The 15,369-nt window shown below is 69.4% G+C and carries 14 protein-coding genes; 10 read left to right on the forward strand and 4 right to left on the reverse strand.

The annotated features are described in order from the left end of the window. Positions 1-35: 35 nt before the first annotated feature. A complete protein-coding gene (locus O7627_RS11775; RefSeq protein ID WP_278093535.1) occupies positions 36-1,271 on the reverse strand; it encodes a tetratricopeptide repeat protein in 1,236 nt (411 codons plus the stop codon). Between the two features lie 735 nt (positions 1,272-2,006). Between O7627_RS11775 and O7627_RS11780 the strand changes: the two genes are divergently transcribed. From O7627_RS11780 to O7627_RS11805, 6 genes are all read left to right on the forward strand, one after another. Next, positions 2,007-2,993, forward strand: coding sequence for a DUF932 domain-containing protein (locus tag O7627_RS11780; protein ID WP_278093536.1), 987 nt, complete (start codon positions 2,007-2,009; stop codon positions 2,991-2,993). 1 nt (position 2,994) lies between these two features. After that, the gene (locus tag O7627_RS11785; RefSeq protein WP_278093537.1) at positions 2,995-3,606 is read left to right on the forward strand and encodes a hypothetical protein; all 612 of its coding nucleotides are present in this window, start codon (positions 2,995-2,997) and stop codon (positions 3,604-3,606) included. Between the two features lie 126 nt (positions 3,607-3,732). Then, the gene (locus tag O7627_RS11790; protein ID WP_278093538.1) at positions 3,733-4,206 is read left to right on the forward strand and encodes a hypothetical protein; all 474 of its coding nucleotides are present in this window, start codon (positions 3,733-3,735) and stop codon (positions 4,204-4,206) included. Then, positions 4,203-4,835, forward strand: coding sequence for a hypothetical protein (locus O7627_RS11795; RefSeq protein ID WP_278093539.1), 633 nt, complete (start codon positions 4,203-4,205; stop codon positions 4,833-4,835). Before O7627_RS11790 ends, O7627_RS11795 begins: the two co-directional genes overlap by 4 nt. Then, positions 4,832-5,221: a hypothetical protein gene (locus O7627_RS11800; RefSeq protein WP_278093540.1), complete on the forward strand. Its 390-nt coding sequence runs from the start codon at positions 4,832-4,834 to the stop codon at positions 5,219-5,221. Before O7627_RS11795 ends, O7627_RS11800 begins: the two co-directional genes overlap by 4 nt. A 205-nt stretch (positions 5,222-5,426) precedes the next feature. Continuing rightward, positions 5,427-6,074 carry a hypothetical protein gene (locus O7627_RS11805; RefSeq protein ID WP_278093541.1) on the forward strand — a complete coding sequence of 216 codons (648 nt, stop codon included), beginning with the start codon at positions 5,427-5,429 and terminating at the stop codon, positions 6,072-6,074. Between the two features lie 59 nt (positions 6,075-6,133). Here the strand turns inward: O7627_RS11805 and O7627_RS11810 are convergent, their stop codons facing one another. Beyond that, entirely contained in the window at positions 6,134-6,298 is a 165-nt protein-coding gene (locus tag O7627_RS11810) for a hypothetical protein (protein ID WP_278093542.1), read from the reverse strand. 260 nt (positions 6,299-6,558) lie between these two features. On the opposite strand from O7627_RS11810, the gene O7627_RS11815 reads away from it, so the two are divergent. After that, complete coding sequence (locus O7627_RS11815; RefSeq protein ID WP_278093543.1) at positions 6,559-7,170, forward strand: hypothetical protein; 612 nt, start codon at positions 6,559-6,561, stop codon at positions 7,168-7,170. Between the two features lie 573 nt (positions 7,171-7,743). Then, on the forward strand, positions 7,744-8,220 hold the full coding sequence (locus tag O7627_RS11820) for a hypothetical protein (protein WP_278093544.1): 477 nt from the start codon (positions 7,744-7,746) through the stop codon (positions 8,218-8,220). On the opposite strand, the gene O7627_RS11825 is transcribed toward O7627_RS11820, so the two are convergent. Beyond that, positions 8,196-9,434 (reverse strand): IS701 family transposase, encoded by a 1,239-nt coding sequence (locus O7627_RS11825; RefSeq protein ID WP_278093545.1) that lies wholly within the window; start codon positions 9,432-9,434, stop codon positions 8,196-8,198. The two genes, O7627_RS11820 and O7627_RS11825, sit on opposite strands and share 25 nt — an antisense overlap. A 162-nt stretch (positions 9,435-9,596) precedes the next feature. On the opposite strand from O7627_RS11825, the gene O7627_RS11830 reads away from it, so the two are divergent. Beyond that, positions 9,597-9,911, forward strand: coding sequence for a hypothetical protein (locus O7627_RS11830; RefSeq protein ID WP_278093546.1), 315 nt, complete (start codon positions 9,597-9,599; stop codon positions 9,909-9,911). Positions 9,912-10,493: 582 nt separating this feature from the next. Here O7627_RS11830 and O7627_RS11835 read toward each other — a convergent pair. Then, the gene (locus tag O7627_RS11835; protein ID WP_278093547.1) at positions 10,494-12,653 is read right to left on the reverse strand and encodes a BTAD domain-containing putative transcriptional regulator; all 2,160 of its coding nucleotides are present in this window, start codon (positions 12,651-12,653) and stop codon (positions 10,494-10,496) included. A gap of 778 nt (positions 12,654-13,431) precedes the next feature. Between O7627_RS11835 and O7627_RS11840 the strand changes: the two genes are divergently transcribed. Beyond that, positions 13,432-15,369 carry an Hsp70 family protein gene (locus O7627_RS11840; protein WP_278093548.1) on the forward strand — a complete coding sequence of 646 codons (1,938 nt, stop codon included), beginning with the start codon at positions 13,432-13,434 and terminating at the stop codon, positions 15,367-15,369.

A 15,369-nucleotide genomic window follows, 5' to 3' on the forward strand; every position in this document is an offset into this window, starting at 1 on the left:
CGCAGGCTGAGCCAGCAGCCCGTCCGAACAAATGATCAGATAGGTGCGGACGATCTGATCGATTCGGCTTCAGCGTGCGCGGCGGCGGCCTCTGAGTGGTGACCTAGGACAGTGAGGATATCGGCGAGTGACTCAAGCGCCTGAGCAAGGTGCCGCAAGTGCCGGTCCGGCCGCTCCTTGGCGAGATGACGGTATAGCGTCACCTGTTCGCGTGCGGGGGCAAGAGCAGTCTGGTGCTGCCCGGCCTCGACGAGCTGGAGCCGGTATAGCCCGACTGCGGTCGCGAACCTCCAGAGGTCGCCGGGCGCAAGCAGACCTGCCTCACTCAGTGGCCGATACCGCACGATCGCCTCACCAATCACCTGCGCAACCTGCTCGGGCCGCCCTGCGTCACGCAGTGCGGACGCTAGATCGTGCAACGCCCCGGCCAACCGAACGGCGTCGTGTGTCCCCTCCCGCGCCGGCAGCCGGCGTCGCACCGCGACCGCCTCCCGGCAAGCGGCGACCGCCTCAGGCCACGTCTCGGCCATTGTTGTGTAGTACCCCAGGCTGTCCAAAGCGTCAGCCAAGATGTACTGCGCGTCGGTTGATCCCTCGGACGCAAGCTGCCGAAGGAGCGCAGCCGCCTCCTGCATTGCGGTTGCCGCCGCCGAGTATCTCTCGAGATCTCCCAGGCGGGAGGCAAGGTCGGTGAGGGCTTCCGCGAATCGGGTTGGGTCGCCTGTGGGATCTACAAGTCGCAGTTGCGCCTCCACGCCCACCGCCTCCTGGGCCGCAGCGAGCGCCTCCTCGGACCGAGCCACTGAATACAGGCAACGTTGGAGGTTCGACAGGTTGTCAGCGAGTTCGCGCAGGGCTGGATGGCCAGCCGCGCTGGCCTCCCGGACCTGAGCTACAGCCTCTTGCGCGGCGGCCAGCGACTCATGGTGCCGGTTGAGTACGCTGAGAGTGCGGCTTAGCTCCGCAAGAGCGCGGGCCTGTTTGACGCGGTGCTGGGGATCTGCGGAGGCGGCCGTGAGTGACCGGCGGATCGCGACGTGTTCCTCGGCCAGTGGAAGAGCTACTTCAGCGCGGAGGTTCCGCCGGTGAACACCAGCGAGGACGTCCAGCAGGGTCGCAAGGATCGGCACGGCCTGGTCGTGGCGCATCGCTAGGCGCCTGATCATGCTCACGGTGTCGCTGAGTAGACCTACAACGAGGTCGTCGTGCGCCTCGTCATCGCCGAGCGCCTGTGCGAGGTCGTTCAGCGCAACCACGGTCTCGTTTGACAACGCGCCATCCAAGCCGACGGCTTCAATCGCCTGTTGCAATCGTGACGCAAGAGCGACCGGATGACCCTGCACGGATGCCAATAGACAACTCCTGCCCTACCGCCGCCACATAACCAGCCCGACGGATCTCGCCCTCTGCGCCCGTCTAGGGCCTAGCCCTTCGTCCCAATCGCCAGCCATGAGAATACCGCAAGCCCGGAATATACCCCTGCCCCAGTAGCGTTTCTCGGCGGACCTCGGCGGACCTCGGCGGCCGAGTTGATGCGCTACGTGGACCCTGGCATCCCGAGTGCATGACCGCCGCGCTGTCGCTGTGTGCGCATCTGGCGCTGGGCCGGCGCCGCCGCGCCTGCGCCGACCGGCCCGGGGGGGCATCATCCCGCTGGGGTCGCATGGGGACAAACCCGACCGGTACCTGTTGGGCATCACCCGCGCCTACCGGACCCGGTTCATCCCCGAACATGGGTTCACCCGTGTACCTACCGGCCCCGTTCACAACGGTCCGCGCGTACCTGTACGGGCCGGACGGGCGACTACGCCCGGCCGGCGACACCCGGTAGGCCCACCCCAGGCGGCGGGCGTCAGATTCGCCGCAGAAACCTTCATCGACTCCACCGGATCGCCTTGATCGACCTGTGGAGGTAGGAAACATTGTTAGTGACGGCGTGGCCGGGGGTCGTAGCCCCCGGACCCGCCGCCCACCCGAACACCACACGACCGGAAAGGAGTGCCGCCGTGGCACACCAACTCGAAACGCTCGCTAATGGACAGACGGCCTTCGCCTCCGCGCGGCTGTCTGCCTGGCATCAGCTCGGCACGGTCACCGAGGCGTGCATGACCGCGCAGGAGGTCATGAGCAAGGCGTGGCTCGGCGGCTGGGAGGTCCGCAAGATCGCCCTTCAGGGCATTGAGGTCACCGAGCGGGGGGTGACGAAGGTCGACTGCGCCGACAAGTACATGACCGTGCGGACCAACCCGGCCACCGGCGACACCGAGTACCTCGGCGTGGTCGGCGAGGACTACAGCGTGGTCCAGAACGAGCAGGTCGCCGAGACCCTCAACCTCCTGGTCGACGCCTCCGGCGCGCACTTCGAAACCGCCGGGTCGATGCGCAAGGGCCGGTCGGTGTTCGTGACCATGAAGCTGCCGCAGGCGATGCGGATCGCCGGGGTGGACGACATGGACCTCTACCTCGCGGCCACCACCAGCCACGACGGCACCGCCTCGCTGCGCCTGGACGCGACCCCGGTACGGATCGTGTGTGCCAACACCCAGGCACTGGCCTACCAGCGCTCGCGCAGCTCGTACACGTTCCGGCACACCTCGAACGTCACCAGCAAGATCGCCGAGGCCCGGCAGGCCCTCGGGCTGATGTGGAAGGCGTTCGACGCCTTCGAAACCGAAGCCGAGAAGATGATCAACGAGTCGTTGACCATGGGCGAGTTCGAGAAGATCGTCGCGCAGGTGTGGCCCCTCGCGGACGACGCCTCCGACACCGCGCGCAACAACGCGAAGCAGCGCACCGCCACGCTGCGGTACTTGATCCGCGACGCGGACACGCAGAAGGCGATCACGGGCACCCGGTGGGCTGGATTCCAGGCCATCACCGAGTACGTGGACCACTTCGCCCCGGCCAAGACCGACCTCGTCCGGGCGACGCGGGCGCTGTCCGGTGCCGGTACGGACATCAAGGCCCGCGCGTTCGAGCTGCTGGCGGTCTGAGGTGGGCCGGCACGGGGGCCGGGCCGCCGCGCCCGGCCCCGGTACCGGCGGGCACCCCGTCGCCGGGACCGCACACGTTCCCACCGACCCCACCACGTCGCCGCTGCAGGTACCGGCGCCGACCGCCGAGGCGGTGATCGCACTGGCCAATCAGATGTGCGTGACCTTCGCCGCGGCCGAGGTCGCCCGCGCGCTGGCCGAACACTCGGCCAGCGAGGCCGAACACGCCGTCCTGGCCGCTCGCGCCGCCCAGTGGGATGTCCTCGTCAACGCGCGGTGGCCGGAGTTGGTCGAGGCGATCCGGCAGGCGCTACCGGACGCGGCGCAGGTGGAGCGGTTCCTGCCGGTCCGGCCGCTGGCCAACGGCCACGTCGAGCTGCACGTGCACGACACCTCGGCCCGCCGCCTCGCCGTGCTGCTCACCGGCGCGCAGGCCCTCGCCGTCGGGGCGCACCTGACCGCCAACGGGGCGATCGTGCTCGACCGGATCGGCCAGAAACTCGACGCCGGCCTGCCCCCCGTAAAGGCCGCACCACCATTCGCCACCAACCGGGCCACCGGCCACCAGGCCACCCCGGACGGTTACACCGCACCACCGCCCGCCCACCCCTGACCGCCGCGACGTGCCGCGCCGGCCGCGGGTCCGACCCCCGGCCGCGCGGCACACCGGGCCACCGCTGCCTGCCCCGCTCCGATCCCTGGCCCAACGACCAACCTGACACGAAACGGAGAACCTCTGATGCCGCCCACCCCCTCGGCCAGCGGCCCACCCACCACCGCCGAGTGCCGTGCCACCTACTTCGAGACCCTGCACAATCAGCACGCCTTCGTCTTCCGCGTACCGCTGAGCGCCACCCGCTTCACCGTCTACTCGGCCCGGCCTGACCGGTACGAGATCGGCCAGACCTACACCCTGACCCTCACCGACGCCGACACCGTGCCCGTGACGGTGCCCGCCGACGAGTGGGACTTCCTGATCGGCTGCCTGCACAACGCCGCCCACCGCTGGCGCGACGCCATCACCGACGCCGAGGCAGCCGCCGCGCGACCGCGACCCGAACCCGCCGCGCTGCCCGGCTTCGTCAACGCCGAGCCCACCCCCGCCGGCTACCGGCTCATCGGCGAACGGTTCCGCGACGAACTAGTCCGCGTCGAGCAGCTCATCACCACCCTGTCGGCCGTCCGGCCCCGCGACGAGGACGACGACCGGTGACCGCCCCCGACAACCCCGCCACCACCCCGGGCAAGAAGTTCGAGGGCGAACCGGTGGTCTTCTACTGCCGGACCTGCCGTCGGGCACTCAACCAGCACACCTCGGCCGGTCGGCTCACCTTCCACCACGCGGCCGAGATGCGCGGCGGCACCGTCGACCACCCGGCCGTCCCGGTCCCGCTGACCGAGCTGGCCGACCCGCTCATCGAGTGCGACTTCTGCTCCGCACCGGATGCCGCGTGGATCTACCTCACCGCCGACCGCGCCACCGACGTCCGGAAGGTCACCTCGGTCCGCGTCAACGCCGCCGACTACCGCGACCGGCACCGGGCCGCCCGCGTGCACCGGGTCGACACCGCGCACGCCTTCACCCAGCAATGGGGACAGCGATGGACCGCCTGCCACGGCTGCGCCACCCTCATCGACCAGCGTGACCTCTACGCACTGATCAGCCGAGTCAGCGACGCCATGCCCGCGAAGATGCGGCGCGGCAACCGCCTGGCCCGGCTACGGGGCCAGCTGCACAGCCTCTACAGCGACCTGTTCGCCACCCTCACGCCCGGCCGAGGCGGCATCACCCCCGGCCACCCGCTCGGTATCTGGCCCGACCCGTCGGACGGAGCCCCATGACCGCCCCGCAGTACTCCGGGTGGCCGCCCTTCACCCACGAGAAGGCCCCCCGCCGTGGATGGCCGAGATGCGGTGCCGCCGACGTACCGTCCAGCCGCATCACCGAGGACACCCACCTCGTGACCTGCCCCGACTGCGAAACGGCGGCCGAGATCGAGATGATCCCCGACGACGCGACCGCAGGCGACCCCCGCGTCATCGAGCTGCTGCGCGAGGCCAGGCGCGGCATGTCCCGCAAGATCGACGGGGTGATCTTGGACCCGATCACCGCCGCCATCCTGACCGTCTACGACGCGATCAAACCCGCCACCCAGGCCAAAATCGCAGCCCTGCCCATCCACACGATGGCGCAGGTCGCGTGGAAGGTGCTCCGCCCGAAGGGGTAACCGGGGCGGGTCGGTGGCCGGCGGGCACACCCGAGGGTGCGCGTAGTTCCCGACCGGCCACCTCGCCCACCCCGGGCCACCTGCGGACCACACCGCCGCATTCGCCCGGGCCGGGGCGTACCGCCGATCCTACGGGCGCAAGCCACACCCGCCTCAACTGGAAGCACGGCGCCGGCGGTGAGCAACCGGAGGGGAGAATGGCGGCGTGGCACGATGCACGATCCGCGGACGGACCGCACTCGACCGGGCAGGAGTTGCCGCGCACACCGGCGCGGCGAACTCGACGGTTAACCACTGGCACCGCCACCGCTCCCGCTTCGGCTTCCCCGAAGGCTTCACCCACGACGGCCGCGAGTGGTTCTGGCTCGACGACATCAACGCCTTCCATACCGCCCACCAAGCGGCGAAGCGCGCCGAGCTGACGAAGGTCGACCGCCGTGGCGAGCCAACAGACCTGATCGGGTCTGGGGAGGCGGCCAGGGTCCTCGGGTACGGTTCGTACCGCAACCTGCCGGACACCCTCCTCAACCGCCCCGACCGCGTCGACGTGCTGCCGGACGGGAGACGCCGCCGCTTGTGGTACCGGCGCACTGTCTGGGCCGTTGCTGACGCCCGCACCGGCCGGCAATCCACCGGCCGCACCCCCGGCACCACCGGCGCCCGCAAACCGCACCCCTACGCCGACGACCCCCGACTCCCCGCCGCCGTCACCCTCCTGACCGAAGCCGACCGGACCGGACGTGACCGGCGCGGCCTCGGCGTCGCGCTCGCCTACCAGCTCGGCATCACACCCCGCACCGCGCAACGGCTGCTCGCCGTCGCGAAGGCAGCAGACGGTATTTCTCCTGGTTGAGTGCCGGCGGGTGCCGCCGAGGCCGGTTGGACTCGACGACACCCTCCTGGGCTGCTGGGTCAGTCCTCGTCGTCGTCCGCAGCGGCCGGGGCTGATGGCACGGCAATCAGGTAGTGCAGTGCACCGTTGATGTCGGTTCCCCGGGTGGAGGCGGTCCGTTCCAGCACGTCGTACACGTCGGCGTCGACCTCGATCGTGCGCAGCGCATGTGTCCGGTCGGTCATGGATTGTTCCTCCTGACAGTGTTCGGGACGGTGCCCGGTCAGGCACCGGGCCCTATCCACGCCGGCCTCAACGCGGCGGTCAAGACCCGCCCGCGATCGTGGGTCGCCGTCAGGGCCGGCCGTTGCGGCGGGAGGTTGTGGTCGACCGGCAGTCCCGAAGCCGCGCATGCGCAACGAGGGCGACGGGCACTTTCACCGCCGCAGAGCTGGGCGTTGCCGGTGGGCTCGTTCGTGCCCTGGCGACGGCTTACCCTGGCCTGATGCAGCCGATTCGCGTGGTGCTCACCGCATCAGCCGACGGCGGTTGGACGGTCAGCGTGCCGAACACCGGCCAGGCGACGATCGACGATCCGAGCGCCGCCGAGTTCGAGGCGCGGCAGCTGGTGGCACGCCAGCGTGACCTGACCTGGTCCGACGCCGAAGACCTGGATGTCACCGTCGTTGACGAGCGAGGCAACGACCTGTACGTGTTCGACCTGCTGTTCACCGCAGCACCCGTCGAGGAGCCTGGTACAGCAGCGTCGTTGGCAGCCTTGGCCACCGCGCCTCCGACCGGCTGCCGATTCATGGACTTCGACGGCCACCCGGGGCTGCGCTGCGTTCGCCCCGGCACCAGCCGCTTCGAGGCCATCAGCACCCTGATCACGCACGTCCGCGATCGCTACGGCCTCGACGGCAACGATCTCGGCTTCGAGAAGCTGTGGGAATGGGCGGGTAACCGCGACTGGCAAGAGCGGATGGTCGCTCACCTGCTCCTGATGGCCACCGACCGGGCTCGGCAGGCGGGTGTACCCGTCGATGATGTGCTCACCTTCGTCCGCACCCTGATGACCACTCCGCCGGAAACCTCGAACCTGAACCCTTCGCAGTAACCACCTCCTCGGGAGGTTCGCGACGCCCAATACATCACGACTCATTAGGAGCATTCCTGATTCGTGCCGTGAGCAGGCAAGACGTGGCTGCTTGACCATACCGAAGGGCTGGCAGAGTCGTTGAGGAGGAAGGACGAAACCACCTGGACCCGACCGGCCACGACACACCCACAGCCTCCGCGGCCTCCAGCGTCGTTACTCTCCACGCAATGCGCCGCCAGAAGTCCCGCTGCACCGCACGAGACGGCTCCGGGTGATCCGGTCGGTCAGCTCGGCGTCGTCACGCTCACACTGGGACGGGCCGGTGCGGTGCTGTTAGTAGCGCACGCCCGAGGGTTTCGAGCGGGTTCCCTCAGTCCGAAGGCCGATGAGGGACGCGATCGTTCCCAGAACGCTGCTCGGGCGAGCCTTCGAGTCGGTGGTGGCGCCGTCGCGCAAGCACCGCGGCTGGTCGACAAACAGCGCGTTTCCACGCCCAGTGTGTCGGTGAAGCTGAAGTCGAATACATGGCCGGCCCGCCCGTTGACTTTCGGCGGTACTCTGCGGCGACTACCTCGGCGTGAGGAGGGCTCGGTGCGCCGGAAGTTAGATGTGCAGTCTGTCGAGCGCAGGGCACTTCTGATCTCACTGCCGGTGGTCGTCGGCAGCTCGGTTTTGGCCAACCTGCTCGCATGGGACGTCAAGTGGCAGATCCCACTGATCTTCGCCGCGCTCTACATCGTCCTGTCGCTGCTGATGGAGATCCGGGATAACCAGAAGCCGTCCAGCTTCACCCACTACAATCACAGCGACGAGTTCTTCACCTCGTTCAGCCGACTGGTGCAATCAGCAGAGCGGCGCATCTACACCAGCTATGTACGCAAGACCCCACCGCCGAGCTTCCAGTCGCCTGCGGCGAAGCAGTACTTCCGGGACGTTGTGCAGTGGATGAGGCGCAACCCTGGGGCCTCGTTTCACCGGATCATCGGCGTGCCCTCGGCTGAGCCTTATCGCGGTGAGATGCTTCGGTGGCTAGTACTCCAACGTCATTTGGCTTGTCTGCGCTGGTAGTGGGCTCGTCGGGCGCGGGCTTGGGATGTTCGTCGCCAGATCGACCAGTGCAGGGTGTGCGCTGACGGTAGCGATGTGGCGAGGAGGAAGGCGTTGAGGAGTCGGCGGATCTCGGCGACCGTCAATGCGATGATCTTCGGATTGGGGTCGGGGTCGGGCTGTTGTGCGGCGAGGATGGTCAGGACGGCCAGGGCGAGCATGGCCAGGGTGATGTGCCGGTGCCAGCCGGTCCAGCCGCGGACCTGGTAGTGGTCGAGGCCGACTTGGCCTTTGCCGGTCTGGAACAGCTCTTCGATGCTCCAACGGGAGCCGGCGACGGTGACGAGGGTGTGCAGCGACACTGGGCGGGGTGACCAGCACAGGTAGAAGGCCATTTCGCCGGTGGTGCGGTTGCGGCGAATGAGCAGCCACCGGTGCTCGTCTGGCCGGGTGGCGGTGGTGATCCACGCCCACAGGTAGTCGCGGGGACCTTTCGCCCCGGGACCGCAGCTGTGCTGCTGCCACTCGCGGGTGGGGATCCGCCCAGCGAGGTCGTCGACGCGGATCAGAGTCCGACCGTCGTTAACGGTCACACGCCGGTCGCAGCCGACCGCCAGGACGTAGCCGATCTCGCGGTGTTCCAGGTCAGCGCGCAGGCCAGGGTCGGCGCCGTAGACCTCGTCACCGGTCACCCACCCCACCGGGACACCAGCCTCGACCGCGGCGGCGATCATCTGCCGAGCCAGGGCAGGCTTCGTGGCGAACCCGACCTGGTCGGGGACGCCGGCGACGGCCAGCCGGTCGGGCTGGTCACACCAGGTCGCCTCCGGCAGGTAAAGCCGACGATCGATCAGCGCCCGCCCGTGCGGAGTGACGTAGGCCAGGAACACCCCGACCTGACTGTTCTCGACACGGCCGGCGGTGCCGGTGTACTGCCGCTGCACCCCGACCGAGCACACACCCTTCTTCAAGAACCCGGTCTCATCGCAGACCAGCACGGCGTCGGGGTGGCCGAGCTGCTCGACCAGCCACGAACGCACGTCGTCGCGGACGGCATCGGCGTCCCACACCGCCGTACGCAGCAGCCGCTGCATCGCCTGCGGATCAGTGTGCCCCGCCCGTTCCGCAAGCGACCAGCAGGTCTTCCGCTCGGTGTCTGACAGCAGCCCTTCCACGAACTGCCCAGCCGTCGCCCGCGGCTCGGCCCGCACGAACCGGTCAGCGACACGCGTCACCGCCTCGTCCAAGATGAGCCGCCACCGGGCGGGGTCTACGCTGTGGCACGCGGCCACTGCACGATCTTCGGTTGTCCTCACAAACCATCGATGATCAACACAGTGGCCGTCCTCATGCCCGCGCCACGCCCAACGCCGAAGCCAACTGACGTTGGAGTACTAGTGCAGCACCAGCAGGAGATGCGCGGCGTCGCCAACTACCACGCCCGCGTCGTCCCGCTCGACGGTGACGTCGACGCGATCAACATTGCCATCATTGACGAGAAGGCTGTCCTGATCCTTCTGACGTCGGAAGGATCCTTCATGAGCGGTCACCGGCTCGACGCGCCCTCGTCTGTGAGCTCGTTTCGGGACTACTACAGCTCCTGGTGGACGTCCGCCGAGCCGCTTGAGGCGTTCCTGATACGCGTACGAACACAGAACCGTACGGGCGTTGACCTGTCCGCTCCTTCGCACGACCCTGCCCCACCTAGCTAAGGCCAACACGCCATGGGCCAGTTGGGGGGTGGTGCGGAGGCGCCCGCGGTCCGTGTCCGCTCCAGCACCTCGTCGAGCTCGAGCAGTTCGGCATCCTTCGCCGGAGCCGTCACGCCCGAAAGCATGGACGCTCGGGCATTGGGTACCCACCGGGCATGGGTAGCCAAAAGCGCAACAAGCATGACAGCGGTGGCGAGTCGGCGCGGGGCCGCCGGCACCCGGGCGGCGGAGCACGGGGCCGGCAGGGGGCCACGGTGGAGCACTCGCCAGTCCAGCGGCATGAGCGCACCGCGACCGGATCGGCCGGCACCGAGCGCGCCCATGGCCGGTCAAAGGCGGCCGGCCAGGGGCGGGTCAACCGCCAGGGTACGGCCTGACCCGCGGTTACCCCTCCTCCGCGCGCTCGTCGGTCAGTTCCGCGCCTGCGGCTGCGGCGGACAGTAGATGCCGTACCGCCGGCCGGCGCCCGGCGATGCTCCAGGCGCCATCCGGACAGTGGAATCCGTGTATTCCTATGCAAGAATCTATGCAAGTTGCAACTCGTGACCGGCATCACTGCCAGCGGCTACTGGAGCGGTAAGGCTACGGGGTCTGCGACGGTGGTGGCTTGGGGTCGAGTTGGCGCTGGGCGACCCGGCGGGTGGTGTCGGAGACTTCGGCTTCGCCGAGGTCGGTGAGCCGTTCTTCCAGGAGCCGGAGGGTGCGTCGGACGGCGTCGGGGCGGTGTTGGCGTCCGTGGATGCGCATGATGCGCTGGTACAGCTCCTCGTTGACCGGGTCGTGATCGATGGCCTTCTCCAGCGCGGCGATGGCTTGGTCGGGGTGGTCGGGTTCGAGGAGTTCGGCGATGCGCGCGTAGACGTTGAGGATGTGGTGGCGGTGAGTGGTGGCGTGGTCGATGGCCCAGTCTTGGTCGGCGCCGAAGTCCCCGCCGTACAGGTCGGCGGCCTCGTGTAGTGCCGTCAGGCAGCTGGTGTCGTCGGTGGCTTTGTTGGCGCGGTCGATCGCGTTGAGCATGCGCCACAGGTCGACGTCGATCAGGGCGGGGTCGAGACGGTAGCGGGTCGTGGCGCTGTCGTAGGTGATGAAGTTGCCTTTGCCGGTGATGCCGGTGCTCTTGCGCAGGATGGTGCGGGCGGCGTTGAGGTCGGTGTGGACCCGCCGCGCGGCCGTGGTGGGTTCGGTGTCGGGGTGCAGGGTGGCGGTGAGGTGGTCGAGGGTGCGGCCGGCCGGGTGGGCGGCGAGGACGGCGAGTACGGCGTAGGACCCGGTGCGCACGCCCGTGGTGATCGGTGCGCCGTTAACGGTGAGGGTGATCGGGCCGAGGACCGTCAGCGTGACCGGTGCTGGTTGACTGCTGACCGATGTGGGGATCGCGGTGACGGTGGCGGTGTTGCTGGCCGTCTCGGGTTCGGACTCGATGTGGTGTGGCGTGACGTCGGTGCCGGGTTCCGGTCGTGGTGCTGCTTCGCGGAGGAGATCCAGGACGTCGGTGAGGTCCGGTGCGGTGAGGGTGGACCACCGAGCGACGGGCGAGGCGGCGTCGTCGGTGGGGGTGCCGTCGGCGTCGATGTGGTACCCGGGTGTCGCGTCGAGGTCGCCGAGGATGAGGGGATGAAGGTGCAGGGCGCGCCGGTGGGTGGCGACGGCCGCGATCCGTGCCGCGTGCCGACGGGCGTCGTCCGCGGCGAGGATGATCACGTACGGCGGTTGGAGTTCGGCGTGGTCGCCGCGGGCGTTCACCTCGGCCACGTTTGACGCGTCCATGGTGTCGAGTAGCCGCCGCCGGTGGATCATCTCTTCTTCCAGATGGGTCACGGCGTTGCTGGCGTCGGCCAGGACGATGAGGCGGTCGTCGTCGAACGCGGTGCGGTCGGGGTCGAGGCCGGCGGGTTCCACGCCGGTGGGCAGGAGCCGGCTGAGGGTGCCGCCGGTGGTGACGACGATGGGTCGCGCGGCAGCGTGGTCGACGACGCCGGTGGACAACGCGGCGGCGAGGATCGCCCGGACGGTCGAGAGGGCTCCGACACCGTTCAGCGCTACTCCGGCACCGGGCAGATCAAAGAGGCTGACCTCCTGGCCGTGCGTGTCGTGTCCGACCGGAGCGGGTGTCGGCGGCGGCGCGGGCATCACCTCGGATGCGGAATGGCGCCCGGGACGTGGGGTCAGCAGCCGCCTGCCGGCCGCATCGGCCACACGCAGTGACGAGGGCAGGGGCGTAGCGGCGGGTTCGGTGCGGATCGGGATGGGTGTGGTGGCCAGTGGGGTGCGGCGGCGGCGTTGCAGCCGCAGCAGCGCGGCGGTGGCGGCGATGAGGGCGGCGAGACCGAGGCTGACCCAGGCGTGGGACGGCAGCCGGACGCCGTCCGAGTCGACCGGCGACTGGTGACCATCGTCCCGCTCGGAACCCGGGTCCTCCAGCTCTCCGGCGGACGGTGTGGCCTCGGGCGTGGGAGCCGTCGTCGGGCCGTCACCGGGAAGGGTCCGGTCGGGTGCGGGAGAGTGGGTCGGATCCGGGTCGGCCGGCGGCGCCGGAGGTGACACGTCCGGGGTGGAAGGTCGGGGCGGAGTTGCCTGCCGGGCGGGTAGGCCGAGGACCCAGCCGGTGTGCAGAACGTCCGGGTCGGTGAGTGCGTACCCGTTGGACTGCTTTCTGCCCTTGTTCAGTGCGTAGATCTCCGGCCATCGGCGTGGATCGTCGAGCCTGCGGTCGGCGATGTCCCACAGCGTGTCCCCTCGCACCACACGATGGGCACCACCCGGCGCCGTGGCAGCCCAACCCGGTACCGGGTCGGCGCGCGGTGGTGACAGCACCGGCTGCGGTATGCGCTGCTGCGGCACCGCCGGCTGCGTTGCGGGAACAGCCTGCGGCGCGGCGGCGTGGACGACGCTGCTGCCCGCCGTGACGCTCAACCCGGCGATCAACCCCGTGACCAGACTCTGAACCGTCGAAGGCAGTGGGATCCGAGGCAGCCGCCACCGGGTAGCCCTGGCGATGACCTCGCCCAGGACGACCAGGACGAGCCCGGCCCACAAGACCCACAGGACAACCGCCGCGACCTTGATCAGAACGTCGATGGTGATCAGACTCGGCTGGCCGAGCCAATCCAGTACCTGCCCGCTCGTCGGCCACGTCGTGGGCAGCGGCCACCCCACGACCGATGCGAGGAAGACCGGCGGGCCGCACAGGAGAACCACGAGCGTGCTGATCGAGAAGGCCAGCCGCCCGGCCGACCGCGAACGGCCGCCCCCGCCCGGCGGACCAGGCCGGGGGGACGCTCCCGCTGGCCAGATGGCATCGAGCCCGGCCGACTGGACGGGCGGCGACGATCGCGGCCGATCAGATGAAGCCGGCAGCACGCCTCCCCGTGACGTGAGTGAATACCTGACTCACTCTCCTCTACACGCTCCGATGGCGATCTCCAACCCCGTTATCGAGGAATGTTCACCATCCGTAGGAGTGCACCAAAAGGGGTCGAATCATGTTGACGGTGATCGCCGGGTAGAGGAGAACGGCCGCATGGCAACGGCGCATTCCCGGCTGGGTGTGGACATCGGCGCCACCACCGCAGCGGCGGTCCTCGCCATCGACGCACAACAGACGATCGTCATGCCCGACGGCACGCCGGTAACCCCCAGCGGCGTCTTCGTCGACCCCACCACCGGTGCGCTCATCCCCGCAGCCGCCGGCCTCGGCCGGGCCCTCGACCGTCCAGACTGCTACCTCGCCGACCCCATCACCGGCCTCACCGCCGGACCCACCACCATCGCCGGCCACTGCGTCGACCCGGTCGATGTTCTCGCCGCCGTCCTGCGGCATATCAACACTGAAGCGTCCCGCCTTGCCGGCGGACCACCAACCGCAGTGGCCGTCGCGATCCCACCGACCTTCGGCCCGCGGCGACGCGACCTCGTACGAGAAGCCACCCAACGCGCCGGCCTACCCGCCCCCGACCTCGTCGCCGCTCCCGTCGCCGTCGCCGCCCACCTCACCGCCGCCTCGCCGCCACCGGCGGCGGGAACCTGCGTGCTGGTCTGCGACGCCGCAGCACACACCCTGCAGCTCACCGTCCTGCAACACACCGACACCAGCGTGCAAATCCTCGCCACCGCAGCCGTTCCCGGCGCCGCCGGGGCCGACATCGACGCCATCCTCACCGAACACGCAGGCCAGCCGATCCGCGACGCCGACCCGCAGCGCTGGTCCCGACTCACCACCCCCCACACCCTCGACGACCTCCGCGACCAACGCTCCCTACAGAACGCCGTCCGACGCGCCAAAGAAGACCTCCGCCACGCCCCACGCGCCGCCGTCGCCCTACCCGACCCCTACCCGCCCACCGTGCTGGACCAACGCCACCTCGCCGCCGCCACCCAACCCGCCCACCAGGCCCTAGCCGCCGCCGTCGCCGAGGTCCTCGCCGCAGCCGACCTCGACCCCGCCACCCTCGCCGCCGTCATCCTCATCGGCGAAGGCGCCCACCTACCGCACCTCACCAACGTCCTCCACGAGACGACCGGCCACACCCCGATCATCCCCACCCGAACCGACATCGCCGCAGCCGACGGAGCCCTCCACGCCACCCACAGCCTTACGACCACCCGAGCCGGACAGATTCACCTGCCCCGCACCCGACTCACCCCCCGCCACCTCATCGCCCCGATCCTCACCGCCGCCGCCTCCTTCGCACTGCTCATCCACACCGTCGCCACCGCCGACATCTACTTCGGCAGCCGCCTTGAGGTCCGGGTCGGCGTCGAAGAAATAGGCGCCGCCGCCATCATGGTCCTCCTCTGCGCCTACACCATCGCGAACCTCGCCCCCACCACCTACCTACACGGCCTACCCCACGACACCGACCCCACCACCGGAAGCCTCATCCGCCGCACCTACACAGCCGCCGCACTCCTCGGCCTCGTCATCGCAACCCTCTACGGACTCGCGATCGGCTCAGCCGTCGACTTCGCCGACAACACCTACCCACGCTGGGCAATCCTCTCCGCCGCACCACTAGCCGCAGCGTTCCTCCTCATCGCCGCCATCGGACCCCACCTCCCCGCCAACGCCATCCCCACCTGGCTACGCCGCACCCGACTACCCCTCACCGCCACCCTCCTCGCCGCCACCGGCATCATCGCCATGCGCTACGCCACAACCACCGGCAGCAACCTCATCCCCGGGGGCGCCGCGTCCGCCACCCGTATCGGCGCCGCCATCACCGGAATCGGCATTGCCCTCACCATCACCCGCCACGCACTATCCCGAACCGGCCTGGCGCTCATCCTCGGCATCGGCTTCGCCGCGGTCGCCACCGCAGGCAACGTCCCAACCCTCACCATCGCCTACACCATCGCCATCACCTGGTGGGCACTCACCATCACCGCAACCACCATCACCACCGCCTACCCCCAACTCTCCAACACCTTCCCGATCCTCCCCCGCGAGCAGGGCCGTTAG

Origin of the sequence: Solwaraspora sp. WMMD1047 (genome assembly GCF_029626155.1) — a bacterium.
Taxonomy (GTDB): domain Bacteria; phylum Actinomycetota; class Actinomycetes; order Mycobacteriales; family Micromonosporaceae; genus WMMD1047.